General features: G+C 45.0%; 18 protein-coding genes and 1 pseudogene. 8 read left to right on the forward strand and 11 right to left on the reverse strand.

The window, feature by feature from the left end:
• From A1D16_RS01260 to A1D16_RS01270, 3 genes and pseudogenes are all read left to right on the forward strand, one after another.
• A pseudogene (locus A1D16_RS01260) lies at positions 1–286 on the forward strand (cell division protein FtsA); the annotation flags it as partial.
• A gap of 72 nt (positions 287–358) precedes the next feature.
• The gene (gene ftsZ / locus A1D16_RS01265; RefSeq protein ID WP_290706959.1) at positions 359–2,320 is read left to right on the forward strand and encodes a cell division protein FtsZ; all 1,962 of its coding nucleotides are present in this window, start codon (positions 359–361) and stop codon (positions 2,318–2,320) included.
• 114 nt (positions 2,321–2,434) lie between these two features.
• Entirely contained in the window at positions 2,435–3,367 is a 933-nt protein-coding gene (locus A1D16_RS01270) for a TIGR01777 family oxidoreductase (protein WP_290706961.1), read from the forward strand.
• A gap of 2 nt (positions 3,368–3,369) precedes the next feature.
• On the opposite strand, the gene A1D16_RS01275 is transcribed toward A1D16_RS01270, so the two are convergent.
• The 4 genes from A1D16_RS01275 to A1D16_RS01290 form a co-directional block, all read right to left on the reverse strand.
• On the reverse strand, positions 3,370–3,840 hold the full coding sequence (locus A1D16_RS01275) for an RDD family protein (protein WP_290706963.1): 471 nt from the start codon (positions 3,838–3,840) through the stop codon (positions 3,370–3,372).
• 78 nt (positions 3,841–3,918) lie between these two features.
• Complete coding sequence (locus A1D16_RS01280; protein WP_290706965.1) at positions 3,919–4,734, reverse strand: ABC transporter permease; 816 nt, start codon at positions 4,732–4,734, stop codon at positions 3,919–3,921.
• Positions 4,735–4,737: 3 nt separating this feature from the next.
• On the reverse strand, positions 4,738–5,631 hold the full coding sequence (locus A1D16_RS01285) for an ABC transporter ATP-binding protein (RefSeq protein WP_290706967.1): 894 nt from the start codon (positions 5,629–5,631) through the stop codon (positions 4,738–4,740).
• Positions 5,632–5,762: 131 nt separating this feature from the next.
• Positions 5,763–8,141 (reverse strand): 3-hydroxyacyl-CoA dehydrogenase NAD-binding domain-containing protein, encoded by a 2,379-nt coding sequence (locus A1D16_RS01290; RefSeq protein WP_290706970.1) that lies wholly within the window; start codon positions 8,139–8,141, stop codon positions 5,763–5,765.
• A gap of 159 nt (positions 8,142–8,300) precedes the next feature.
• Between A1D16_RS01290 and A1D16_RS01295 the strand changes: the two genes are divergently transcribed.
• A complete protein-coding gene (locus tag A1D16_RS01295; protein ID WP_290706972.1) occupies positions 8,301–9,680 on the forward strand; it encodes a DUF4147 domain-containing protein in 1,380 nt (459 codons plus the stop codon).
• Here the strand turns inward: A1D16_RS01295 and A1D16_RS01300 are convergent.
• The 3 genes from A1D16_RS01300 to metG all read right to left on the reverse strand — a co-directional run bounded on the left by A1D16_RS01300 (position 9,634) and on the right by metG (position 16,973).
• Positions 9,634–10,983 carry a GntP family permease gene (locus tag A1D16_RS01300; RefSeq protein WP_290706973.1) on the reverse strand — a complete coding sequence of 450 codons (1,350 nt, stop codon included), beginning with the start codon at positions 10,981–10,983 and terminating at the stop codon, positions 9,634–9,636. The two genes, A1D16_RS01295 and A1D16_RS01300, sit on opposite strands and share 47 nt — an antisense overlap.
• 8 nt (positions 10,984–10,991) lie before the next feature.
• The gene (locus A1D16_RS01305) at positions 10,992–14,774 is read right to left on the reverse strand and encodes a hypothetical protein (RefSeq protein WP_290706975.1); all 3,783 of its coding nucleotides are present in this window, start codon (positions 14,772–14,774) and stop codon (positions 10,992–10,994) included.
• A gap of 84 nt (positions 14,775–14,858) precedes the next feature.
• Positions 14,859–16,973 (reverse strand): methionine--tRNA ligase, encoded by a 2,115-nt coding sequence (metG, locus tag A1D16_RS01310; RefSeq protein WP_290706977.1) that lies wholly within the window; start codon positions 16,971–16,973, stop codon positions 14,859–14,861.
• Between the two features lie 117 nt (positions 16,974–17,090).
• Between metG and A1D16_RS01315 the strand changes: the two genes are divergently transcribed.
• The 3 genes from A1D16_RS01315 to A1D16_RS01325 are packed head-to-tail and all read left to right on the forward strand — an operon-like array spanning position 17,091 to position 19,290.
• Entirely contained in the window at positions 17,091–18,125 is a 1,035-nt protein-coding gene (locus A1D16_RS01315; RefSeq protein ID WP_290706980.1) for an LD-carboxypeptidase, read from the forward strand.
• A complete protein-coding gene (locus A1D16_RS01320; protein WP_290706982.1) occupies positions 18,122–18,313 on the forward strand; it encodes a hypothetical protein in 192 nt (63 codons plus the stop codon). The genes A1D16_RS01315 and A1D16_RS01320 overlap by 4 nt, the downstream gene beginning before the upstream one ends.
• Positions 18,314–18,369: 56 nt before the next feature.
• Complete coding sequence (locus tag A1D16_RS01325; protein WP_290706985.1) at positions 18,370–19,290, forward strand: DUF2167 domain-containing protein; 921 nt, start codon at positions 18,370–18,372, stop codon at positions 19,288–19,290.
• A gap of 18 nt (positions 19,291–19,308) precedes the next feature.
• On the opposite strand, the gene A1D16_RS01330 is transcribed toward A1D16_RS01325, so the two are convergent.
• From A1D16_RS01330 to A1D16_RS01345, 4 genes are read right to left on the reverse strand one after another with little or no spacing between them, the layout of a single operon-like run.
• The gene (locus A1D16_RS01330) at positions 19,309–19,929 is read right to left on the reverse strand and encodes a hypothetical protein (protein WP_290706987.1); all 621 of its coding nucleotides are present in this window, start codon (positions 19,927–19,929) and stop codon (positions 19,309–19,311) included.
• Between the two features lie 11 nt (positions 19,930–19,940).
• Positions 19,941–22,397 carry a mechanosensitive ion channel domain-containing protein gene (locus A1D16_RS01335; RefSeq protein ID WP_290706989.1) on the reverse strand — a complete coding sequence of 819 codons (2,457 nt, stop codon included), beginning with the start codon at positions 22,395–22,397 and terminating at the stop codon, positions 19,941–19,943.
• Between the two features lie 7 nt (positions 22,398–22,404).
• On the reverse strand, positions 22,405–23,265 hold the full coding sequence (locus A1D16_RS01340) for a hypothetical protein (RefSeq protein WP_290706991.1): 861 nt from the start codon (positions 23,263–23,265) through the stop codon (positions 22,405–22,407).
• 22 nt (positions 23,266–23,287) lie between these two features.
• A complete protein-coding gene (locus tag A1D16_RS01345; RefSeq protein ID WP_290706993.1) occupies positions 23,288–24,334 on the reverse strand; it encodes a DUF4421 family protein in 1,047 nt (348 codons plus the stop codon).
• Between the two features lie 101 nt (positions 24,335–24,435).
• Between A1D16_RS01345 and A1D16_RS01350 the strand changes: the two genes are divergently transcribed.
• A partial coding sequence (locus A1D16_RS01350) for a M24 family metallopeptidase (protein ID WP_290706995.1) occupies positions 24,436–24,950 on the forward strand: 515 nt, incomplete at its 3' end.

Raw genomic sequence — 24,950 nt, forward strand, 5'->3', positions numbered from 1 at the left:
GCCGATGTACTCTACCTGTATCGGGCTTATTCTGAAAGGCTACGATGATTATGAGCGCAATCGCAAACTGTTCAGCAAACAGTTTAAAATGGTGGAGATCCCGAAAGAGTTGAAAAAAGAAATCCAGCAGCCAGATCTGCAGGATACATTGGTTCAGGAAGAAGTGGAAACTCCGGTGGAAGTAAGCCATCGCACCAAAGAACTGGGAGGAATCAATCGGTTTTGGAGTAAGTTCAAAGACAACCTGATTGATTTGTTTAAAGAGGAAGAAGATAAGAATTTCTAATAGATATCGCACTAACCCATACATTCTATAACAAACCAGCTGGAAACAGCGGACGCAAAACAAAATCGTGATATGATACACTTTGATTTACCGAAGGAAAAATCATCCATCATCAAGGTGATTGGTGTAGGAGGTGGTGGCAGCAATGCTGTTAATCACATGTTCAGTCAAAGTATTGACGGGGTGAATTTTATTATATGTAATACGGATGCCCAGGCCATTGCACAGAGCCAGGTGCCCAATAAAATACAGCTGGGCCCACATCTTACCCAGGGGCTCGGCGCTGGCGCCAATCCTGAAATAGGGAAGCAGGCTACCCAGGAAAGCCTGGAAGAGATCAAACGCATCCTGGAAGTAAATACCAAGATGGCATTTATCACCGCCGGAATGGGAGGAGGAACCGGAACAGGAGGTGCGCCTATTATTTCCAAAATTTGTAAAGACCTGGGTATACTGACTGTAGGTATTGTAACTACCCCGTTTTCTTATGAAGGAAGAAAACGACAGTTGCAGGCAGAAGAAGGCATTCAGCAACTAAAGGATTATGTAGATACGCTGCTGGTGATCAGCAACGATAAATTGCGCCATCAGTACGGTAACCTTAAAATGAAAGAAGCTTTTGCCAAAGCTGATAATGTGCTGGCAACTGCTGCTAAATGTATAACGGATGTAATCAGCAGCACCGGTCAGATCAATGTGGATTTTGCGGATGTATGTACAGTAATGCGGAATGGAGGGGTGGCTATCTTAGGAAATGCTTCTGCTTCCGGAGAACAGCGTGCGCAACGAGCCATTGAAGAAGCTCTTAACTCTCCTCTCTTGAATGATAATGATATCCGGGGCGCCCGCTGGATCCTTATTAATATCAATTCAGCCGAAGGACAGCATGAGTTTACCATGGACGAAGTAGATACTATCCAGAATTACCTGCTCAGCCATGCCGGAGAAGACACGGATGTGATCCTTGGTTTGGGATACGATAATTCGCTGGGTGATCAGATTGGAATAACCCTGATTGCAACCGGTTTTGAATACAAAGATCCATTTAACAAGCGAGCCGTTCAGCAGCCGGAGCAGAAAAAGGATGAAAAAATTGTAATGACGCTTGATCAGTCGGTATTGCCGTTTGGTACTGAAGATAAAGCCTATTATAACCCGGTGCCCAATACGCCTGCAGTTTCAACCAGCCGCCCGGGTGTTGCGGTACTGAAACCAGCCGAACGTCCGCTGAAAGCCGAAGCTGCCCAGCCGCCGGTTACCGTGGTTCCCGAACAGCCAAAAATGGAAATGGAGTTGCCGGAAGCCCTGCAGCCAAAGCTGGTGGAAGAAGAACCAGTTCGGGAAAATACGAGCAGGGTAGTGACATTTACGGATGTAGATGACCGTAAGAATACGGTGGATAACTCTATTGCTAAGGAAGCGCCTCAACCCGTAGTTTCGCAGCACTCACCCGTATCTATACCCGAAGAAAGAATTCAGCTCAACCTGAGTGAAAATAATTCTCCTGTGTCTGCAGCATCCGGAGGATACTTGGCCAAGCCATCCAATATTTATGCAGAGCCAGAAAAACGGCCTGAACAACGTTCTAGCCAGGAAAACAGTTCTCCTGTGAACGAACCCATCCGTCAGCAGTTGCCGGCAATGCCACAGAAAGATGAAGAACCTTCTTTCGATATGCAATTGGTGATAAAAGATGAAACCCCTGCGGCGGACAAGCCGTTGGCACCATCAGCTCAACCGTCTTTTTATCCTTCACCTGAGGAGCCGGCAATGCTGGACGAAGTGGAAGAACAAAAAAGGAAAGCAGCAGAGAGAATACAGAAATTACGTAATCTGTCGTTCAATATCAATGCAGCGGACCCAAACAATGAGTTTGACACTGTGCCGGCCTATATCCGCCGCAACCTTGAACTCTATAACACTGTTTCACCGGCTGAAAACTTCTACAGCAATTATACGGTTAAAACAGATGAACAAAATAATACACAGATCAGTACCATCAATACTTTTCTGGACGGAAAAAAACCTGATTAAACAGGCCGCACCTGTCTTGATCAACGATTTTTGTTTTTAGTTGTTTATCCGAAAAGGATAGTCGGCCCTTCGTTTTTGCGAGGGGCCTTTGTTTAACCATTAAAAAGCTGTCGTATGCAAACAGTAGTTATAACAGGAGGAACCGGACTTATAGGAAAAGCACTGACCGATACCCTGCTAAAAGCGGGTCATACCGTTATTGTGCTTACCCGGCATCCGGAAAAGCATACTACCTCTGAAAAATTACGTTATGCGGCATGGGATCCGGCTGCTGGCACCATTGATGAAATGGCGATCCGATCAGCTACCGCTGTTTTACACCTGGCAGGAGCGGGAGTAGCCGATCAACGATGGACGGCAAAACGAAAACAAGAAATTCGGGAAAGCCGGGTGAAAGGAGGAGCGTTGATCTGTAAAGCAGTAGCAGCAATCCCTAATAACATAAAGGTGGTAGTGGCAGCTTCTGCCATAGGTTGGTATGGCCCTGATCCGGTGGTTCCAAATCCTGCCCCATTCCAGGAAACTGCCCCCGCCCATGATGATTTTCTGGGTTCCACCTGCCAGGCATGGGAAGAATCGATGGCACCCATCACTGAAATGGGAAAGCGATTGGTGATTTTAAGAACCGGTATTGTTTTGGCTAAAGAGGGGGGCGCACTGGCTGAATTTATAAAGCCACTGAAACTTGGTTTTGCTACTATCCTCAGCTCCGGCAAACAAATGATCAGTTGGATTCATCTGCAGGATTTGGTACGGCTATATATATATGCCATGGAAACCAGTAGCTGGCAAGGTGTTTTTAACGCGGTAGCCCCTACTCCGGTTAATAACAGGAAACTGGTTCTTACCCTAGCTAAGGAACTGCGGGGAAATAGTTTTCTGCCGGTTCATGTGCCGGGCATACTCCTTAAACTGGTGATGGGTGAAATGAGTATTGAAGTATTAAAAAGCACAACGGTTAGCAGTAGTAAACTGGGAGAAGCGAATTTTCAATTTGCTTTCCCCACTATTGAAGCTGCACTGACTGCACTTATAAAGGAAAGCTGATATCAGCGGATTTGTACCACCCGGGTTTTGGTCCAGGTATCATGCCAGGGATAGCCTCCGAAAGCTGAAAATGGTTCGAACGGAACAATTCTACAAAGACTACGAAGCACGAAATCTTTAAATTTCAGTGGTTGCCCTTCCTTATGCACCACTTTTGTTCTGGTAGTCAATTTCCCTAATGACCGCCCTTTGGTAAGCCCTTCTACAACACTGTAAAAAAATGCATAAAAAAGCAGGCTGTATATATTTTGAACAAAACCATTCCCGTCTTCATCGAATGGATCAATGGATATACCGGTTACACGAACAACAAAAAAACTTAGTACACCGTAGAGGAACATGAAGGCGATAAATGCAACGAGGTCTACCAGGTAATTGGCAAATCGTTGTCCTGTACTGGCTTCCTCTAAACTAGTAACAGAATGAAAGTCTTCTAAAAGATCGTTTTCAGTTGCCTGGTTGTCCATTTTCATACATTAATAGCAACAATATAAGACCTGTTTTCCGGTTTTACAAGCTTCTTCCGTTGGGTGTCGTCCGGCAGAAGAAGGTCAGAGGTCGCGTTTGAGGTAGAGTTGGTAAACAATCAGCCAGGTAAGGGCAAGTAAACCAAGGGTCAGGAAAATATGAGAGCTGATCGCATCCAGGGAAGCCTGGTATGCGGCTTCATCCATTTTACTCATAAATGCAGGCGCAGGTATCAGGCGATCAGAAATTTCCATAGGGAAAAAACGGCCAATGCCGGATTTGAATTTATACTTCAGTAGGTTTACCGCAATTGGTTCGGCTATTAATCCGTAAAACAGGAAAATGGCCATGGCAATAAAGGCTTTCCGCACCAGTAAGCCGATTAAAAATGCCAGGGATAGCTGTGAAAAAGTCTGCAAGGCAAACAGGCCTACATAATAGACCTGTTCAAAGGGTTGAAAGCTATCAACTGTATTTTGAAGGCCCATAAAAAAGGCAACGGTAGCATACATAACGGTAACAATTGCAGTAATCAGCAACACATCAATTGCTTTGGCCCACATAAATTCAGTTCTGCTCCAGCCATCAATAATGTTTTGGCGCGATGTTTTGTAATTATACTCATTCGTGATCAGCATAATGATCAGAATGGCGGGAATAAAAACAAATACAGAGGATAAAAAGGCACTGGTTTTCCAAACTTCCGGAAAGGAAAACGGATTGCCCAGTAACATGGTTACAATTTGCCCGGTGGTAGATTCTTTCTGGGTTATTTCCTGGTAAACATTTAAAAAGATCAGGTTAATGCCCGGATAGGTAATCATACAAATTCCCAGCAATAACCAAAAAGCCGGGTATCGGTTTATCTTAAGCCATTCAGTTTTTAATAAATGTATCATCGGTTAATTACTGGTTAATTCAAAAAAGCGGGCTTCGAGTCGTTTTTTTCGCAGGGCAAGATGCGTGAGGGAAATACCTGCACCATGGCAATAGCTATTGATAGCTGCCGGGTTTATGCTGCCTTTAGGTCCTTTAAGAATCAGAAGACCATTAGCAGTTTCTGTTGAATCAATACCCGGATACCGGGCCATCTGGTTTTTTAATGCTTCCAGATCGGGTGCAGCAATCTCCAATAGGTCTTCATCTGCCAGCACTTCTTCCACGGTACCTTGTGTAATTAATGTTCCTGTTTTCAGAATCGCTACATGGGTACAAACTTTTTCTACTTCATCTAGCAGGTGGCTGGCAATAATAACTGTGGTGCCGTTTTCGCGTAATAGTTTGATAAGGTCGCGGATTTCTGCAATCCCCACAGGATCCAATCCATTCGTAGGTTCATCCAGTACTAATACTTTGGGCGCACCCAGTAATGCCGCAGCTATGGCCAGCCGCTGTTTCATGCCAAGGCTATAGGTGCTGAACCGGCTGTTCCTGCGTTCGTAAAGATTTACTTTTTTCAATACATCATGAATGTCTGCCAGGGATCCGCGTCCACTAATGGTATGTGTTATTTTCAGATTATTAACGGCCGACAGGTAGTGGTAGAAATTAGGTGTTTCCAGGAGCGATCCGATTTTTTTGCGCTGCTCTTTAGAGCCGGGTTTTCCGAACCAGGAATAGGATCCCTTATCTGCCGCCAAAACATCCAGGATAATGCTCAGAAGCGTTGTTTTTCCACTGCCATTAGGCCCCAATATTCCATATACAGTTCCCTCTGGTATAGCCAGGCTAACACCTTTCAGGGCTTTGACAGGACCATATGCTTTTTGGATGGAATCCAATACCAATACATCCATGCTGCTTTTTTGAACAAGATAAGTCAAGCCCTGCAGGAAAGGAAATGTATTGTTCCAAAGGCAAAAAAAGCCGGCCCAATGGCCGGCTCCTCTATGTGTGTTACGCGAAGGGCTGTTTGGTAGCTGATCGTTTAGTTCCGGATCGGTTTTCCGGATTTTAGTACAGATTGAATTCGTTCCAGGCTTTTTCTTTCGCCGCACAGCGATAAAAATGCTTCTCTTTCCAGGTCAAGTAAATACTGTTCAGATACCAGGGTGGGTTCACTCAAATCGCCCCCACACATTACATAGGCCAGTTTTCTGGCCACCAGTGCATCGTGCTCCGTAGCATAGTTAGCTCTTAACATGCCATTGATACCAGTAAGCAGGGTTCCTAAGCCAGCTCTTCCCAGTACTTTTATATCTGTTCGCTGAACCGGTGTTACATAACCACTATCATATAATTCAAGGACCGATTTTTTTGCTTCCCCAATTCTTCTGCCCTGGTTCAAAACAATTTCATCCCTGCCTTTTCGCAAAATTCCCATTTCCATGCCTTCCTGTGCCGACGTAGCCACTTTTGCCGTGGCAATGGAAAGGAACCTGTTTTTTAATGTAATTGTTTCGGGCTCATCTTCATGCATTTCGTCTGCGGCGCGAAGGGTGAATTCCTTTGTTCCGCCCCCGCCAGGTATCAGCCCAACGCCCAACTCCACCAGTCCTATATAGGTTTCTGCTGCGGCACAAATTTTATCAGCATGCAGGTTGAGTTCACATCCTCCGCCAAGGGATAATCCATGGGGTGCAATTACTACCGGAACCGATGAATAGCGGGCACGCATCATGGATTGCTGAAATTGACGGATGGCCATATCCAACTCGTCGTATTCCTGTTCTATGGCCAGCATAAAAATCATACCTACATTGGCACCTGCACTGAAATTGGCTCCTTCATTGGCAATTACCAATCCCTTATAGCTTTCTTCGGCAATGGAAATCGATCGCTGTATGGCTTCCAATACCTCGCCGCCAATGCTATTCATTTTAGTGGACCATTCCAGTCCGATTACCTCATCTCCCAAGTGGTATGCTCTGCAGGCAGCATTCTTCCAGATCGTTTGTCCCTCGAAGTTCTTCATCACAATAAAAGCTTCCGCACCAGGTATTGGCTGATAGGCTTTTGAGGCAATATCATAATAATACCGCTTCCCATTCTCCACTTTATAAAAACGGGTAATACCCGCTGCCAGCATTTCTTCCACCCAGGCTGGAACAGCATACCCCGCTTCTTTCATTTTAGGGATCGTTTTTTCTACTCCTAATTCGTCCCAACTTTCAAAGGCGCCGATTTCCCATCCGAAGCCGGCCATCATGGCGTCATCTATGCGATAGAGTTCGTCTGATATTTCCGGTATCCGGTGTGCTATGTAAGAGAATAAGCCATAATGAAAATGCCGATAAAATTCACCGGCTTTATCTGTGCCGGCAACCAGCATTTTCAGGCGGGTTTTCAGATCATCGACCGGTTTGGCGGCTTCCAGGCTGGCAAATTTTGGTTTTTGCCGGGCACCATATTCCATCGTGGAAAGGTCAAGTGTAAGGATTTCTTTTTCTCCACTGGCAGCCTTTGTTTTTTTAAAGAAACCCTGCCCGGTTTTATCTCCCAGCCATTTATTCGAAACCATTTTTTCGAGCCAGGAGGGAATGGTAAATACGTTGTTCTGCTCGTCCTGCCTGCAGTTTTCGGCTACACCTCTTGCCACTTTTACCAGGGTATCAATTCCCACCACATCTGCCGTGCGGAAAGTGGCTGATTTTGGCCGGCCTATTATGGGGCCGGTTAAAGCATCAATAGCATCAATACTTAAACCCAGTTTATCGGCTAATCCAAATATGGCCATGATTCCGTACACGCCAATACGGTTGGCAATAAATGCCGGGGTATCCTTGCATAACACGGTGGTTTTTCCCAATTGCAGGCTTCCGAACTGCAGCAGGAAATCCACCACTTCTTTTTTCGTATGCGGCGTAGGAATTATTTCCAGCAGTCTCAGATAACGGGGCGGATTAAAAAAATGGGTGCCGCAGAAATGGGCTTTAAAATCTTCTGAACGGCCTTCAGCCATTAAATGAATAGGAATACCCGATGTATTGGAGGTTATCAGGGTGCCAGGCGTACGATACGCTTCAACCTGCGTAAAAATCTGTTGTTTGATATCCAGCCGCTCCACTACCACTTCAATAATCCAGTCGGCACCGGCAATATGTTTCATGTTGTCGGTAAAATTTCCGGTGCTGATCCGCTTTATTGCTTCTTTCGAATATACCGGGGAAGGGTTCGATTTCAATGCCGCCTGGAGCGCATCATTCACTAACTTGTTACGGGCAGCTTTATCCGTTGATTCGGTTGCCTCGGTTGGTACCATATCAAGCAATAGTACGGGCAACCCAATCCCTGCAAAATGACAGGCAATCCTCGAACCCATTACGCCACTTCCCAATACAGCCACTTTTTTAATCGTTCTTTTCATATAACAAGTCTGTTTGTTTATTCTACCGAAAAAATAGTTAGCTAAACAACTAATTTAGCCGAAGTTAATGATTTATTGGAAAATCCAGCAATTGGCAGAGCTTTTATTTAAGCTGGTAGGGAGGGGGGGCGCTACCCCTATAAGTCCTATATTGTAGCTATGATTCGAGAAGCTGCTATGTCTATTTTCAGGGCCGGCGTACATGCCGTATTACCCCCGGTATTTATGGATGATTTTTTTGACCGTAAAGGAAAGGAGATACGGATTGGCCAACAATGGATCGACACTGCTTCCATTGGCAGGTTGGTAGTACTGGCAATGGGTAAAGCAGCTGCACTGATGGCCTTGGAATGGCAAAAAAAAGCGGGCGACCTGGTGCAGGAAGCGCTGGTAATAACCAAGGAAGCCCATGCGCTTCCCGCTTTGAGCTGGCCTCAATTGGAAGCGGGGCACCCTGTTCCGGATGCACAAAGTCTGGCAGCCGGGCTTGCAGTAAAGAAACTGGTAAGTTCCCTGCGAGAAGAAGATTTGCTGCTGGTATTGCTCAGCGGTGGCGCAAGTGCACTGGTAGCCGATGCACCAGAGGGGTGCAGCCTGGAGGATATGCAGTCATTTTATCAGTTACTACTGGCTTCCGGCGCATCGATCCAGGAAATGAATGCTGTTCGTAAACACTTTTCTGGTATAAAAGGAGGCCAGTTGGCGCGGCTTGCCAACAATGCACGAATAGAAGTAGCTGTGGTAAGTGATGTGCCCGGCGATGATTTCTCCGTTATAGCCAGCGGACCTTTTTTCCCGGATAGCAGTACTATTGGTGAGGTTGACCAAACTATTTATCGGTACCAGCTGCAGGATCAGTTGCCACCTGCTATTGCCGCGCAGCTGGCTAAAATCAGGGCAGATGCCCGATATGAAACCCCGAAACCAGGCGATCCGGTTTTTGACCGGATTACTCATCACCTGCTGGCAACCAATCAAACTGCTCTTGAGGCTGCTGCGCAGGCAGCCTTACAGGCCGGTTACGATCCGGTAATTTTTCAATCAAGGCTGGAAGGTGAAGCCAGGGAACAGGCCTCGGTATTATTAGCCCATTGTCTCCAGGAAATGGAAGAAGTGGTGGGCAGGGAACAAAACGCCGCTCGATGTTTTATTGCCGGCGGAGAAACAACGGTAACCTTAACCGGAAACGGTAAAGGTGGCCGCAACCAGGAGTTTGTGCTGTCACTCGTAGCTGCCTGCGTTGAGTCTCCTGATCTGTACAGCCGCCTGAATTTCTTTGACTTTGCCATTTTAAGTGGGGGTACTGACGGTACCGATGGTCCAACAGATGCTGCAGGCGCTCTGGTTGACCATGAGCTGCTGCATAGGATCAATAGTGTTGGTCCGGATCCCCGGCCCGCATTTATTAACCAGGATGCATATACTTATTTTGGTTCGGTCGGAGGCTTAATTAAAACCGGACCCACCCAAACCAATGTAATGGACATGGTGCTTATCCTGTTAAAAAGTAAAGCAGCAATACGCCCAACAGGGTCGTAAAGCCCATAGCTGCCGTCAGTAATGTATAGGTTCTGTAAAGTTGGTTAACCGGAATCTGACCATATTGATGAATTACCCAGAAATAACTGTCGTTCGCATGGCTCACCGTCATCGCGCCTGCACCAATAGCCAGTACTACCAGGGCCTGCTGTGCGGTGTTAAGTGCAAAGGAACCCATGATCGGAAACAACAAGGCTGAGCTGATAATCAGGGCTGCGGTAGACGAACCCTGTGCGGTTTTCAGGATAGCTGCCAGAATAAATGCAAAGGGGTATACTGCCCAATCGGGAATACTGGCCGACTGCAAGAAATTACCCAGTACTTCCTGTATGGGCGTAGCCTTCAATACTGCTCCAAATGCTCCGCCGGCAGTTGTTATAAGTATAATAGGCCCCGATTGCAGCAGGGCCTGCCCAAACCAGTTGCCCCATTGCTTTTTATCCGGCCTGGCCAGGAGTAGCAATGCAACCAGGGCGCTGCTACCCAATGCTATTACCGGATGCCCCAGCAATTCCAGGAAATTAATGGCAGATTTATTGGCTATAAACAAGGGCAATATGGATCCGGCAGCAATTAATAACAAAGGCAATACTAAAGGAATGAATGCCTTCCATAATGCACTGTTGTTTTCCTGGATAGCAGTTGTAGCTGTACCAGTTAGCGTAGTATTCGTTTGTGCCAGCAGGTTAGCGCCATCCATTTTTCGAATTAGCCAGGTGGTAATTAAACTTATGGGAAGCAGCAATACCAAGCCCCATAATATTACCCACCCCAGTTGATTTCCCAGTCCCAGGTTTCCGGCTGCTGCCATAGGCCCGGGCGTGGGGGGTATAAGTATATGGGTGCCATACAAACCGGTTCCCAATGATAACTGAAGGGCGGGTAGGGAACTGCCCTGTACCTGAGCCATGGATTGAATTAGCCGGGATAACAAAATAAACCCTGCATCGCAGAATACAGGAATGCCTACCAGCAGGCCCATTGCATGCGTATACAAAGGCATTCTTTTGCCCGGCGCGCGCCTCACTAACTGATTGGCCAACTGACCGGCAGCCCCGGTACGCTCCAATACTTCGCCCAAAAAACTTCCCAGCACAATAATAAAACCAATGCCGGCAAATACTAAACCGGCCCCCGATAACATGGTATCTACTGTTTTTTTAGCAGGTATTCCCGTAAGTAAACCGGTTGCGAGGGCGGCTATCAATAATACGATTAAGGGATGCCATTTCCAGACCGAACAGGCTATAATGATAAATACTATAGCAATTCCAAGAATCGATAATAAATAAGCAGCAGGCATGGCAATCTTTATTGAAGCAATTCTTCCGGAATAGCTAACCGGGCTGCTTCTTTTTTATAGGTACGAAGATATTTTTTATCTCTTTTAATACCCATATTATTCATTAAACCACTAAGCGCTATTTTACCCCAGAAATTAAAAGTTGATTTGTTTCGGATACGTTCCTGGTATACCAGCCCTTTTTTTGCATTTTTATTTTTTATCAGGAGATTGGCTAAGAAACTGGCGAATTTTTTCTTTTTACCATCCTCCTTTAATAATTCAAATCGAAGTTTATGGTAGTCCAGTTCCATATGACCGTAGGCAAAATAATCATTGCCCTTTACCCGTAGCCACAGGCTGTCGGTGCGGCCATCCCTGATATGCAGGTTAAACAAGGGCCGTAAAAGGGGCGATAAGGCATCCAGTCGCATCGTTCCCATTCTCGCCAGCAATAAAAAACCTTTGAGGCTGTCGGTATAGGATTGGCGGAATGCAAATTTTAATTTTCCCTGATCCATAAAATCGCAGGTGATACTCACATTAAACGAGTCTTTTTGCTGCAAGTCATAGTTCTTAATGGGACCAGCCACCATGTTGAGGTTGCTGAACCATACCCGTCCTTCCTTCCCGGTTTTGCTGCTGGTTTCGTTGTATTGTATCCTCGAATTGGTTAGCAGGGCAGCGCCGAGTTCTATATTCAGGGGTATGTTTTTTATCAGGTCAGTTAGCAGTGGACGATAACTTACAGTATCAACAGGTAATCGCTTATCCCGATCCACCATCAGGTGAAACTGGTCAAACTCAATTCGGTTGGCCTTCCATAAGGTGTCAGAACCAGGAAAGGTTCGTTCGTATCCTAGTATCCTGCTCTTGCCTGCCGTAAATTCAATAAAATCGGTTTGGTATTCAGATTGTTTAAAAAAACTGTCTTTCGACAAAAGGTTGGAAAACCGGATGCTGTCAAAGCCCAGGATTTTCTGATCGGCATTTACCTGTGGATGCAATAACAGCCAGGTATGCCGGCTATTTTCCAACCGAACTTCCTCTGCAGCCACATTAATATGAGGTAGGTTTTTCAGAAAATTTTTCAGGTCTTCTTTTTCGCTGGAAAAATCAATGGGAGCCCGGTTGCTTATCCGGATATCTTTCACCCCTAATTTGTAGTTATCGGTTTGGTGATTCAGTAAACCTTTATTCACTGCAATAAGCCCGATTTTTGCAGTCAGGCTTTTGTCCAATACAAAATTACCGGCCGCTAAACTAAAGGATCCAAGCTGCAAGCTGGTTTTATCTGGTATGGCTATGATATCGTAGAGAGAAAAGCTGATCTGGTCTGTTTTAAGCTGCCCATTATTCAGAGAAATAGGGGCTGTTTTAAAAAATCCGCCGCTGCTGCTAAATAACTGAAACGTGCTGTCGTTGCTGGTTCTTCTTATGTCTACGGTTGGTTCGGTCAATTCAATAGCCGGTAATTGCCTGATAGGTTTATCGGGCCGCGATGCTTCTTTGAATTCTTTTTGTTCTTTTAAAACCAGCCGGATGGTCGGGTTATTCAATACGGCTTTACGGATGGCCGTTAGTGGGTCTTTCAAAGAGGCAGGGCTGCCTTCCGATTGAAGCCCCGGGATGTTTGCCGAAATGGATAACTTATCGGTTTCAGCCTCTACTTGCAGCTGTTTAAAAGTGGAACCTCCTAGGCTGCTTATCCGGAATTGAGCTGTGCTTACCTGTAGCCTTGGGGCCTCTAGCGTCAATTTTCTGCCGGCCAGGTAATAGGAGTGCCATTTCCATTGATTGTTTTCATACTGTAAACTGTCTACCGATAAACTATCGATCCTGGAGTTGACTTGCAAGCCGGGTTGTTCCAACATCAGGTCAATTTTGCCGGTTCTGATATTGCGGATAATATGTTTGGGCAACCTGGCAGATGGGTGGTTGTTTTTTTTCGATCCATTTGATCGAATGGTCAGGTCCCCTGATCCCAGCACGATTTCACGTACCCAGTTGGTATCTTTTCCAGTAATTATACCTGCTGCATTAATATCTTTTACATGAACCCTGTTAAGGTTAAAGCGGACCAACTGGTCGGATGAATATCCTTTTGCATTTATAGCCGTTAATGAATTGTTTTCATAAACAGCATCTTTTAAATCAATTTTTAAATTATTAAAGCGTAGTGCAAGCTGTGGCATTTCCAGTTTGTTCTTTCCATCAAACAATTGTTCCAGTGTACCCGCCCGCAATACACTGTTGCTGGAAATAATGGCGGAAAAGGAAGTGGACTGTACCAGTGGATCTTTTCTTTTTTCTGCAGTAATTAACAAATCTGCATCCAGTATGCGGATGGTTTCTATCTGTAATTTTCTTCGGATGGTTCGTTGAATTTCGCGGATCGGATTTGTTTTTTTAGGTTGTTTATTACCGCCTAAATGAATGCGTACATTTGGTTCAATCAGAAACAGTTCATTCGCCTGCAGCCTGCCATTCAATAATTCCGGTATCGAAAGGTTGTTTAGGATAAGCTGCCTGGTTTGGATACTGTTGTTTCCAGTATTGGAACGGTTGGCCGTACGTAGAAAATAGTTTTGCAGGATCAATTGGTTTTTTTTGATCCGCATGCCATCAAAGCCGGTTTGAAAGGATTTGTTACTATCCGATTCAAGAAATCCACGTACGGCAAATTCCAGGTCGTCCAGTTCAATTTTATTGGGCAGGGCATTGTCTACGACCAGGTTGGTGACCAGGAAATTATCACCAAACAGTTGCAGCGTTTCTTTGCCTCTTCGGCCATAAGTCGTGCCACTAAATTCTATACTATCTATTTCAACCTGTTTAATATTAATGGGCCCTAATACATCCAGGAAACTGTTTTCTACCCGAACGGTTTTTTTATCGCTGCTTCTTCTGAACCGGATATTGTTGCTGGTAAAAAATCCTTTGCCTGCTTTTAATAAGCCCAGCTCTATGCGTCCTTCTGTTAGTAATTTATTCCAGTTCAGGGAGTCTAGCTGAATATTTTCCAGTCGGAAGCCTGATTTTTCCTGGTTGTTTTCCATTCTTTTGTGAAAATCCAGGCCGCTTAACTCGAAACGGCGTTGCCTCGACTGCCACACCAGTTTATCCAATACAACCTGCAAACTGCTATCGGGGTATTCAATAATTGGTTTTAGTAGCCGGAAATCGACCGCAACCCGGTTGGTATTATCCCATTGTTTAATCTTACGAAGCAGGTGAAGATCATCCAGCGATAAAAAAATATGATTGAGGAAAAAGCGTCGCTGGTGCTGGTTGAAATCCGGATAAATAGACACGCTTCCATCCGTTAATTTGAAGTGCTGTACTTCCAGGGATGATAATACGTTAAAAAAAACATCCTGTACGGCAGCAATTTCTACCCGCAGGGGTCGCATAAGCTTATTCCGCAAACTATCTTTCTGCAGGGTCTTAAGTTCCAGGTAAGGGGTTTTGATGATTAGTTTATTGACAGAAAGCCGCTTGAAAAATAGTAATTGGATAGGATTGTTAACGTTGATGGAAAGTGAGTCTGCCCTGAATAGAAACTGGGTATTATCATTGTTTTTGGTGGTGGGTACCACTTCAACATTTTTTGCATTGATCTGGAATTTGAACAGGTTAAACTTGAAACTGGTGGCGGTAAATGTATATTCACCTCCCGACAAATTGTTGACCAATTGTTCCACTGCTTCTACAGACCGGTAGCGTAAGAGATAGCCGGCCACCAAACCTATAACCACCAGGGTTATTCCTGCTCCCATCATGATCCGGTGTTTACGCAAAATCCTGCCCATGGCTTACAAGTTAATCAAAAAAAAGAGGTTGTTCAACAATCGGGCTGAACAACCTCCTTTGTAAAAGGATTGATTATCTGTTTATTAACTTACTCCTGCGCCTTCCTGAATCATTGATTCGGGTTGAACAAAATGTAGTTTGCCGGATTGGTCTTCAGCCATCAGGATCATCCCATTACTTTCAATGCCCCTCATTTTCCTGGGTGCCAGGTTGGCCACTACTACTACCTGTTTTCCAATAATCTCTTCGGGTTTGAAATGCAGGGCAATGCCGCTTACAATTGTCCTGGTTTCTGTACCCAGATCGATGGACAATTTCAGCAGTTTATCTGCTTTTTCCACTTTTTCTGCTGTACGTATGGTACCCACTTTCAGGTCAATTTTTGCAAAATCATCAAATTGGATAATGGCTTTTGCGGGTTTCTCCGGCACCGCGGGTGTGGTGGCTTCAACGGTTGCTGTTGTTGGTTGAGCGGGTAGGCTATTGTTCTTTAATTTATCAACCTGTTCCTGTATTTCCATGTCTTCAATTTTTCTGAATAATAGTTCGGGGGCGCGCAGGCTATAGCCAACACTTAGTAGTTTTAAGGAGCCGGCATTTTCCCAGTCCAGTAATTTGTCCACCACTTTCATCAGGTGCAACATTTTCTTAGAAGTATTGGGCAGGAAAGGGTGTGCCAGTATAGCCAGGTTGGCACAAAGTTGAAGGCAATAGTGCAGGCAGTTATCGATTGCAGGTTGTGCGCTGCTGCCCGCTTTTGCTTTGATCCAGGGTTCTTTTTCCTGCATATAGCGGTTGCCTTTTCTGGCCAAATCAACCAGTTCAAATTGTGCTTCCCTGAATTTATAACCTTCCAGCAGGGTCTGCATTTTTTCTTTGGTTTCAAGTATGGCTGCTGCCAGGTCATGGTCTTTTTGATCCAGGAATTCTGCATGCAGGGGTGGAACTTTTCCACCCGTTAATTTGTGCATTAACACAAATGTTCGGTTAACAAAATTTCCAAAAATTGCCACCAGCTCACTATTTACCGCATCCTGAAATCCTTTCCAGGTAAACTCGCTGTCCTTTGTTTCGGGGGCTATCAGTGTCAGGTAATAACGCAGGGCATCTACCAGTTGTGGTCCACCATTCTCTTTCTTAACAAAGTCATCAATATAATCCTGCATGTCGAGTTTCCAGTTTCTGCTGGTACTCATTTTATCACCTTCCAGGTTCAGGAATTCATTACTGGGTACATTATCAGGCAGGATATTTCCATGTAGTTTCAGCATTACCGGAAAAATGATGGCATGGAACACGATATTGTCTTTTCCGATAAAATGAACCAGTTTGGTATCCTTGCTGTACCAATATGGCTTCCAATCTTTTTGCTGCTGCGCTGCCCAGGTACGGGTTGCACTGATATAGCCGATGGGGGCATCAAACCATACATACAATACTTTTCCTTTTGCTTCGGGTAGGGGAACTTCAATGCCCCAGTCAAGGTCTCGCGTTACAGCACGGGGCTGCAAGCCCCCGTCTATCCAGCTTTTGCATTGTCCTAATACGTTGGCTCTCCAGTCTTCTTTATGCTCTTCCAGGATCCACTGCCGTAAAAATGCTTCGTGGCGGTTTAAGGGAAGGTACCAATGGGTGGTTTTTTTCTTGATCGGAGCAGCCCCGCTTAGGGTACTCACGGGGTTGATCAGTTCATCCGGACTAAGCGCTGTACCACATTTTTCGCACTGATCGCCGTAAGCACTCGTAAATCCGCAATTCGGGCAAGTGCCTTTAATGTATCGATCTGCCAGAAAACTGCCCGCCTGTTCATCAAAATACTGGTCGGTTTCCTTTGTCTCCAATTCTCCAGCCTGTTCCAATGCAGTAAAAAACTCGCGGGAGGTTTCATGGTGAATAGCGGCACTGGTACGATCATAGATATCAAAGGAAATACTCAGGTCGGCAAAGTTTTGCTTAATGATCTCGTGGTATTTATCGATGATGGCCTGTGGGGTGGTTCCTTCTTTCATGGCCTGTATCGGAATTGCTGTACCATGTTCGTCACTTCCGCACACGAACACCACATCTCTTTTTTTTGCCCGCAGGTAACGTACATAGATATCCGCCGGAAGATAAGCACCTGCCAGGTGGCCAATATGTTTTAGGCCGTTGGCATAGGGCAGGGCAGCGGTTATCAGGTATCTTTTCGGTTCTTGCATGATTCCTCTCTTTAATATGTTCGGGCCGTAGCCGCTAGGGCGCAAAAATACGGAAAGGCAGCCAACCTTCGGGAGGAATCCCGCTTCTCTATACAGTAAAGCAAATATCTTTAAGGTATGGAGCGTACTGATTTTCTAAAGCAACTGGCTGCCCTTTCAATTGGAACTAGCCTGCCATATTGGGGACTTTCCGCTATGGAGGAAGAGGCCGGTTATAAGCAACCGCCCTTTTTAAAGCAGGGCGATCTTATTGCAATTACCTCTCCTGCCGGTTATATAACAAAGGAAGAAATTATTCCTGCTGTTTTGCAACTGGAATCCTGGGGGCTGCGTGTGCAACTGGGGGCTACCATCGGCAAAAGAGCGGGTAGTTTTGGTGGAACCGACCTGGAAAGAGCTGCCGATCTTCAAAATCTTATCAATGATCCGTCTATAAAGGCAATTCTTTGCGCCAGGGGTGGCTATGGCCTGATCCGGATCATCGATGCCATTAATTTTCATCCACTGCGCCGGCATCCTAAATGGCTGATCGGTTTCAGTGATGTAACGGTATTGCATGCCCATCTTTTCCGTAAAACAGGGCTGGCGTCCATTCATTCGAAAATGTGCAACAGTTTTCCGGATAACTGGCAAAAGGCAGACGACCTGCAAAAAGCTACGATATTATCTATCCGTGATCTGCTTTTTGGAAAACCCATGCAATTTGAGTTGCCATCCGCCAACCTGAACCGACCCGGTGTGGGAGTGGGGCAATTGATCGGGGGGAACTGTAAAACCATTGAGTCTATTTCCGGCTCAGAATCGGACCTGCATACCCGCGGAAAAATCCTGTTCCTGGAAGATACCGGCGAATACCTCTACAGCATTGACCGGATGTTCTGGAATATTAAACGAAGCGGCAAGCTGGAACACCTGGCTGGCTTAATTATCGGCGGCTTCAAACACAAAGCAGCTGAAAATCCGGCCGAAGAATTTGGGAAAAATCTCCAGGAAATCGTGCTTGAAAAACTGGCCGATTGCAGTTATCCAGTCTGTTTCGATTTCCCGGTAGGCCATCAGAAGAACAATTTTGCCCTCAAATGCGGCGCATGGGTGCAACTGGAAGTAAACGCAGCGCAGGTCCGCTTAACCGAATTAAATTCTGCTACATGATAAGTTTTCTGCTTTGGTTACTATTATTTGTGCTTTGTTGGCCACTGGCCTTGCTGGCCTTGCTCTTGTACCCGGTTCTATGGCTGCTGCTGCTGCCCTTCAGGTTACTTGGGTTTGCAGTAGATGGTGTATTGGAGCTGGTAAAAGCCATTTTTCTGCTGCCTGCCCGTTTGTTAAAACGTATTTAACAACTTGCTTGCAAATATGGAAAAGCGCTATTATTTTGGCAGCTTAATGTTGTCTTATGAAAAGAATTACGCTGTCCCTTTTAATAAGTTTGCTGGTTTTGCCGGGTTTATTTGCCCAGGAAAAGGACAGCTTGCAGTTTAAAATTGATTCTGTAAATAATTCACTGGCTTATAAGACCGGAACCATTGAACTGGAATCTGGCAATGCGCAGTTGAAAGTGCCTGCAGGATTTAGATTTCTTGACCGCACAGAAAGCCGGTATGTGCTGGAAGATCTTTGGGGAAATCCGGAAGATACCAGTGTACTGGGTATGCTGGTTCCGGAAAATGCAGGAGTTGTAGGAAAGGGATCCTGGGCATTTACCATCAGTTTTGACCCTATGGGCTATGTTAAAGACAGTGATGCCGGCGATATTAATTACGACGATCTGCTAAAAGAACAACAGGAGGAGGCAAGGGCTGTTAATGAACAACGGGTAAGTGCTGGTTATGAGCCCGTTGAATTAATAGGTTGGGCCGCTCATCCATACTACGATAAGGCAAAAAAAACCTTGCATTGGGCTAAAGAACTTGAGTTTGGGGGAGATAGCATTCATACCCTTAATTATAACCTGCGGATCCTAGGCCGTAAGGGTATTTTTCTTATTAACGCCGTTGCAGGTATGGAAGAATTACCCCGGGTGCAGGCAAGTATTGACGAGGTATTGGCCAGTGTAGATTTCAAGGAAGGGCATCGGTATGCCGATTTTGATTCAAATGCAGATGAGGTAGCTGCCTGGACGGTAGGCGGACTGGTTGCCGGTAAAATATTAGCGAAGGCAGGCTTTTTTGCGGTATTGCTTAAATTCTGGAAATTGATTGCATTAGGCCTCATCGGTGCCGGTAGTGCAGTATGGAATTTTATCAGAAGAAAAAAGGAAACAGCTGCCGTTCCGGTAACCGACGCACAGGAGCCTACAGCAGATTCCCAGGTTTAACAACCACCGTTCGGTTCTTCAAAAATTAAAACGCGGGTAGGGTTCATTGGCTTCATCCAATAAGCGGGGAAGCTCATCACCGGGTAACTGCTTGAATACAGGCGCAATACTTGGATTGGAAGGGTATTTTTTGCCATCAAATTTCATGTGGTGCAGTTTTCCGGCACTGCTGAGTAATAAGTCATTCCATCCGTTAGTACGATTTCGCAAAACAATAATTGGAAGATCGGTAACTGAAAACCGGGTAAGCAGCTTGCCTTCCGGCGATAACAGTAAAAGGGTACACCCGCCTGTTCCACAAAAATAAGGGCCGTTCTGCGCCACCAGGATTTCCTTCTTTCCATCTTCATTTAAATCGTATTCGAAAAGGATAAAACTGCGGCTTAGGGAATCCAGCAGGTTTTTGTCGATATCTTCTTTATACAGGGCCTTGAGTGTTTCGCGAACCAATTGCACGGCTTCCGCGCGATTGGTGTGTATGCCATAAGCCGGCGTACTATCCACAACAACTGTTTGACTGGTGGTATCAGCCGGGGTGGCTGCTGATTCTGCGGCCGTGTCGGAACCAGCATTATTGCAGGAAACAAGGCTGCAAATCAGCAAAGCGCCCATACCAGTGAAAAAAAATTTTTTATACATGATAGAGTGGTTTATTGATTAGTTGTATCAGTGGGTGGTTTATGCAGCCAGATTTCCTGTTGGGGTACTGGAATATGAATACCTGCCGCTTTAAATTGCTGATCAATCTGCTGAATAATGGCACTTTTTACGATGCCACCCAGCCGTAAATCGTTCATCCAGAAGAAAATTTCCAATTCAATGCTGCTGGAAGCAAAGTCGCGCGCCAGCACTACGGGCGGTGGGTTATTGGCGATCCGCTCTTCATTTTTTAGAATTGTCAACAGCAATGCTTCTGCCTTGGCAAGATCTGTTCCATAGGCAACCCCTATCACCAGGTTCAGTCGTTTCCGGTTTCTACTCATGGTCCAGTTAACCAGGTGCTGGCTCAGCAAGTCGCCATTTGGTATGATCAGGCTGGAACCATCGGCCGTAACAACTACGCTGGAGCGGAAACCGATCGACTTCATGGTGCCGCTTTTGCCATCTACTTCAATAATATCCCCTACGTTAACTGGCTTTTCAAAAGCTATGATCAATCCACTAACGAGGTTATTAACCAGGGCCTGCAGGCCTAAGCCGATACCAACACCTAATGCGCCAATAATAAGGGTGATCCTGTCGAGCGGAATACCCGCTGCTGCTATTGCCAGAAATAGACCCACGCTGATTATGATGATGCGGATAAGCAGTAGCCAGCTTCCTGCTTCTACTTTTCCTTTCCTGTCGGTGTTTCCCCGGGTGGGATCCGGTTCCGAAGCAAAAAAAGAAATCAGCCTGGATAAAAAAAGCGAACAAAACAAAATCAGTACAAAAATAAAAATTCCATTAATCGTAAAACTGTAATCACCAAGTGTTCGTTCGGTTGTTAAAAAGTTATTGAGTGGGCCGGCTATTTTACGGAATATAAAAAAATGCCGTCCCATTAAAATGCCCCAGCCAATAATCAGGAACAGGTAAAAAACAGGCGGAACTTTATTGCCGACCTTATGAAAATTGATGTAGAATAATTTTTTGTCGGGATGCTGGTAAACCTGGGTAGCCAAACTCAGTCCTTCATTTACCAGGCGCACGGTCCACAAAAAAAGGATCGCGATAATTAAGCCGCTGTACCCCACGATCATACAGGTTTTGGATAAATTATACCGGCCAAACAAATTAAACCCTGCAGCTATAAATTCGATTAAGGTAAAGATGCTAACGAAATAGAGAATTTTATTTTCTTTTAAAGCATGTTTATGCCGGCTGCTTAGAATATACAAACCGTAGATGGTGCCAAATAGTTGCAGGGCAAGCATGCACCAGCGCTCCATACGCGAGGCCTGTAATAACATATTACTTACCCCTGCCAGCAGGAAGGCGCAAACCATAATCAGCCAGAAGCGCATCCAGAATCCGGTTATATACCGGTAAAATAAAACAGAAAGGCAAACAGCGGAAATTGTCCAGAGGATAAAGCTGAAAATAAATGGCGGGTCAAGAAATATGAATTGAAATATGGAACTGGTTAGAATAAAGGCAGCCGCAAGGGGGAAGCGAACAACCAGTTTCCCTTCGTTTGATTCCTGCAATAGCTGCTCCGTCTTTAAACGATGTTTCAATGAAATCAGGAAGATGCTTACACACAGGAACAGCAGGCTGAACAATAATAGCCGCCATTTGGTATCATGTACGTAAAAATCAATGGCCAATAGTTCTTTTTTCCTGGAAATAGACAGGATTTCAGGAAAGGGACGTTTGTTTTTAGGTTTTTCCCAAAGGTTGGGAAATTCTCTGTCTCCCAAATGAATGGATAGTGCTGTATTAAGTTTTTCAATTTCGTTCCTGGCTGTATGTACTTTATAGGCGAACATATCCATCTCCTGTAGCAACTCTTGGATATTCGAAACGGCATTGGTAATAAAGCTGTCCAGGGGTGCCACTTCCTGCATTATGGACAGCATTGTTTTAAAATATTTTATTACAGCTGCCGAGTCGGTAGGAAACTGGTAAATGACCGAGTCGCTCGACAGGGAATCGATCCGGAACCTGGAATCAGAAAGTGTTTTGTAATAGGAATTAAGGGTGGCCCGGTGGGTTTCAAGTGAAATGGAAATCTGTTCCAGGATAATATCAGATACGGTAAGATTGCGTTGTGTGTGATGAGTGCCCTGGTTTTTAAAAATGCCGTCAATAACAATGTCATAGGATTTTTTGCTTTTGGCAAGGTCCCGGACAATATCTGAGGTATCGACCGTTTGTTTTAAAAATAAGCCGGCTTTTTGAATCTCAAAACGGATCGCTTCCAGCAGCATGCGTTGCCTAGCTTCTTTCCGTTCGGTTTGATATTTGGCAATACTGCTGGTAACTTCGCTTTTGCCGATTTGCTCTACCTTTTGCATAAAAGTAGAGTCCGCACTGTTTTTCTGTTGTGCAGCAACGGAAAAACAGCCTGCTAAACCAACCAGGCAGCAGGCTGCAATTCGTAGAACATAACGTGCGTTTATCATGCAGGTATTACTTAGAATAAAGCGGGCATCTTTTCAGCAGGTATTCCAGGGTAGATTTATAAGCGTCCTGGGTATTCCAGAAAGACCTTCTTTCCTGGCTGTAAACACTGGTACCTTTATCGTTATAAATGCTCAGCGTTAAGCTGGTTTCATAGTTTTGGGTACTGGTAGAAACTACTGATCCGCTACTTTTTTCATTGCTTTTGTACTGGTTGTTCTTATCGTTGTTTTTGCTGGAATAAGTGGTGTTGGAATTACCGCTGGTTATATTGGTTTGCGTGGTTTTGTTAATGGAAACGATTCCGTCCACCACGTATTCTACACCCAGGATATTGCAGAGGTCGTCCATGGTGTATCCCTTAATGGTTTCTTTGTTAATGCCAGCTTTAATCAATAAAGCATTGGTGGTACGCGGATCGATCACTGTCATAATGCCCGCATGTTTACTTAGAAAAGAATAGGTTTCATTTTGTACTTTAAGACTGATATCATCAGAGGCCGACTCGCCGTCTTTCAGGAAGGAGATGGGGAGAACAGCAACTTTGTTATGGTGATCAGCCAAGCCCGGCCCTGAGCCAGCACCTGTTGCCGCATTACCAGCTTTACTTTCGGAGGGCAGGGGTTGTTTTGTTATTATTTCAATACGTCCGCTTCCGAAAGTGATTTTCAGGATATCGGCTTTTTTTATTTTGTATACGAGAGTTTCACCCGCATAACTGAATTTTACTTCGTCGTCCGACATTTCAATTATTTTTCCGCTTAACTCTTCTCCGTTAAGCTTTAAAATGACATCGTTTTTTGTGTTTTCCTGTGCAAAGCTGAAAGTTATCAGCAATACTGACATAAATAATAAGGTAAGTTGTTTCATACAAGTTGATTTTGGCAGGTGTTTATGACTGTTTTTTTGTGTGGATCAGTTTATTTTTAATATAGTTGACTTTCTCTTTTAGAAGCGATGGCGCAGGTATCCGGTATCCCAGGAAAATTTTGTAAAACAGTCGGGCATTTCCGTTTATAACCTGCGAGTTATCCTGTTCATAAGATGCGGTAAATGCCGTAGCATACAGGCCCCCAAAAAATCGCTCTCCATTATAGGCAAGTCCGGCGCGGGCATCTGCCCGAAAAATAAAATCGCGCTGACGGCTATGGATTGTTGAGCCATCGAAGGCTCTTGTTGTTAAATTCATAAACAAAATACCGGCGCCTGGTGTTAGTCCTAAAGCAATATAAACATTCTTTCGTATCACGAAGTTGTGGTAATAGCCTGCCCCCAGCAAAAGCTCAAGGTTGCGTGATTTTTGGGAGCTTTGATTGCTGCCCACAAGAGGCGTTCTGTCATCAGTTATATAATACCTATATAAAAATTGAGGCACAAAACTGCCGGCACTTTTTAGTTGCCGTTCCGATTGTGTAGCCAGTGCATTAAACGAAAAATTCCGGTTAAGTTTATAACCCGTAACGCCCTGAACGCTTTTAAATAATAAATCAGGAAACTGGATATAGGCATCGCCTTCCTGCCAACCCGGCTGGTAATCCGAGGTATTGTATAGGTAATATCCATTGGTTCGGGTATAGGCTAATTCCTGCAGCCAGTGTTCGAAATTCAGGTTTAGAGAAAGCCCCCGGCTACTGGTTTTACCTTTTTCTTCTGTATCAGCATTGCCTGGGAAAAAAGAGGGACTAAATTTTGCAGAAACAGACAGGAAAGAATAGTTAAGGCTGAAACTGGCTACCGTGGCGGTATTTGGGTTGATCTGGTAATAGGTGTTTGCACTATGGACAGAAAAATTTTCTATTTCAGAACTCAGGGCAAGTTTTAGTGTAACAAAATCTTTTACGGGTTGTACAAAACTGGTATCCTGCGCCGTTGCAACAGTTGGATACAACAGCAGGGAAACAGCTGATTTTTTTAAGAACTTAAGAGCAAAGAACACCATTCAACAGTGATTAATAATTGGTTTAACTGCCCCAACCTATTGCAATAATACGTTATACGATTTAATTCTTCCTTGTTTATTATCCGCGGTATCTTTGCCGAATGTCAATTTCTTCTGCCAACGATCTTTTAGGAATGCAGGCGGTAAGCGCGGCTGTAGCTGCAACGCTTAAAAAAATGAGGGCGTATGCCCGTCCGGGTATGAGCTGTAAGGAACTGGACGATTATGGCGGATCGCTTTTAGAAAGTTTTGGAGCCAGTTCGGCTCCTTATAAAACCTATGGTTTTCCCGGTTATACCTGCATAAGTGTGAACCATGAAATTGCACATGGAATTCCCCGGCAGGATAAGCTATTGGCTACCGGTGACCTGGTGAATATTGATGTGTCTGCCGAATTGAACGGATACTGGTCAGATAATGGCGGTTCATTTGTGCTGGGTGAAGATATTTCGGGCCACTCAAAATTGGTAGCAGCCTCCCGTAAGATCTTATTGCAGGCAATACAATACATACGGCCGGGCATGAAAGTGTCGGAGCTGGGACGGTTTATTGACCTGTCTGCTAAAAAGGAAGGCTATCGGGTGATCCGCAACCTAACCGGGCATGGTATCGGACG

The organism is Flavihumibacter sp. CACIAM 22H1, from assembly GCF_001601815.1.
Lineage (GTDB): Bacteria > Bacteroidota > Bacteroidia > Chitinophagales > Chitinophagaceae > Flavihumibacter.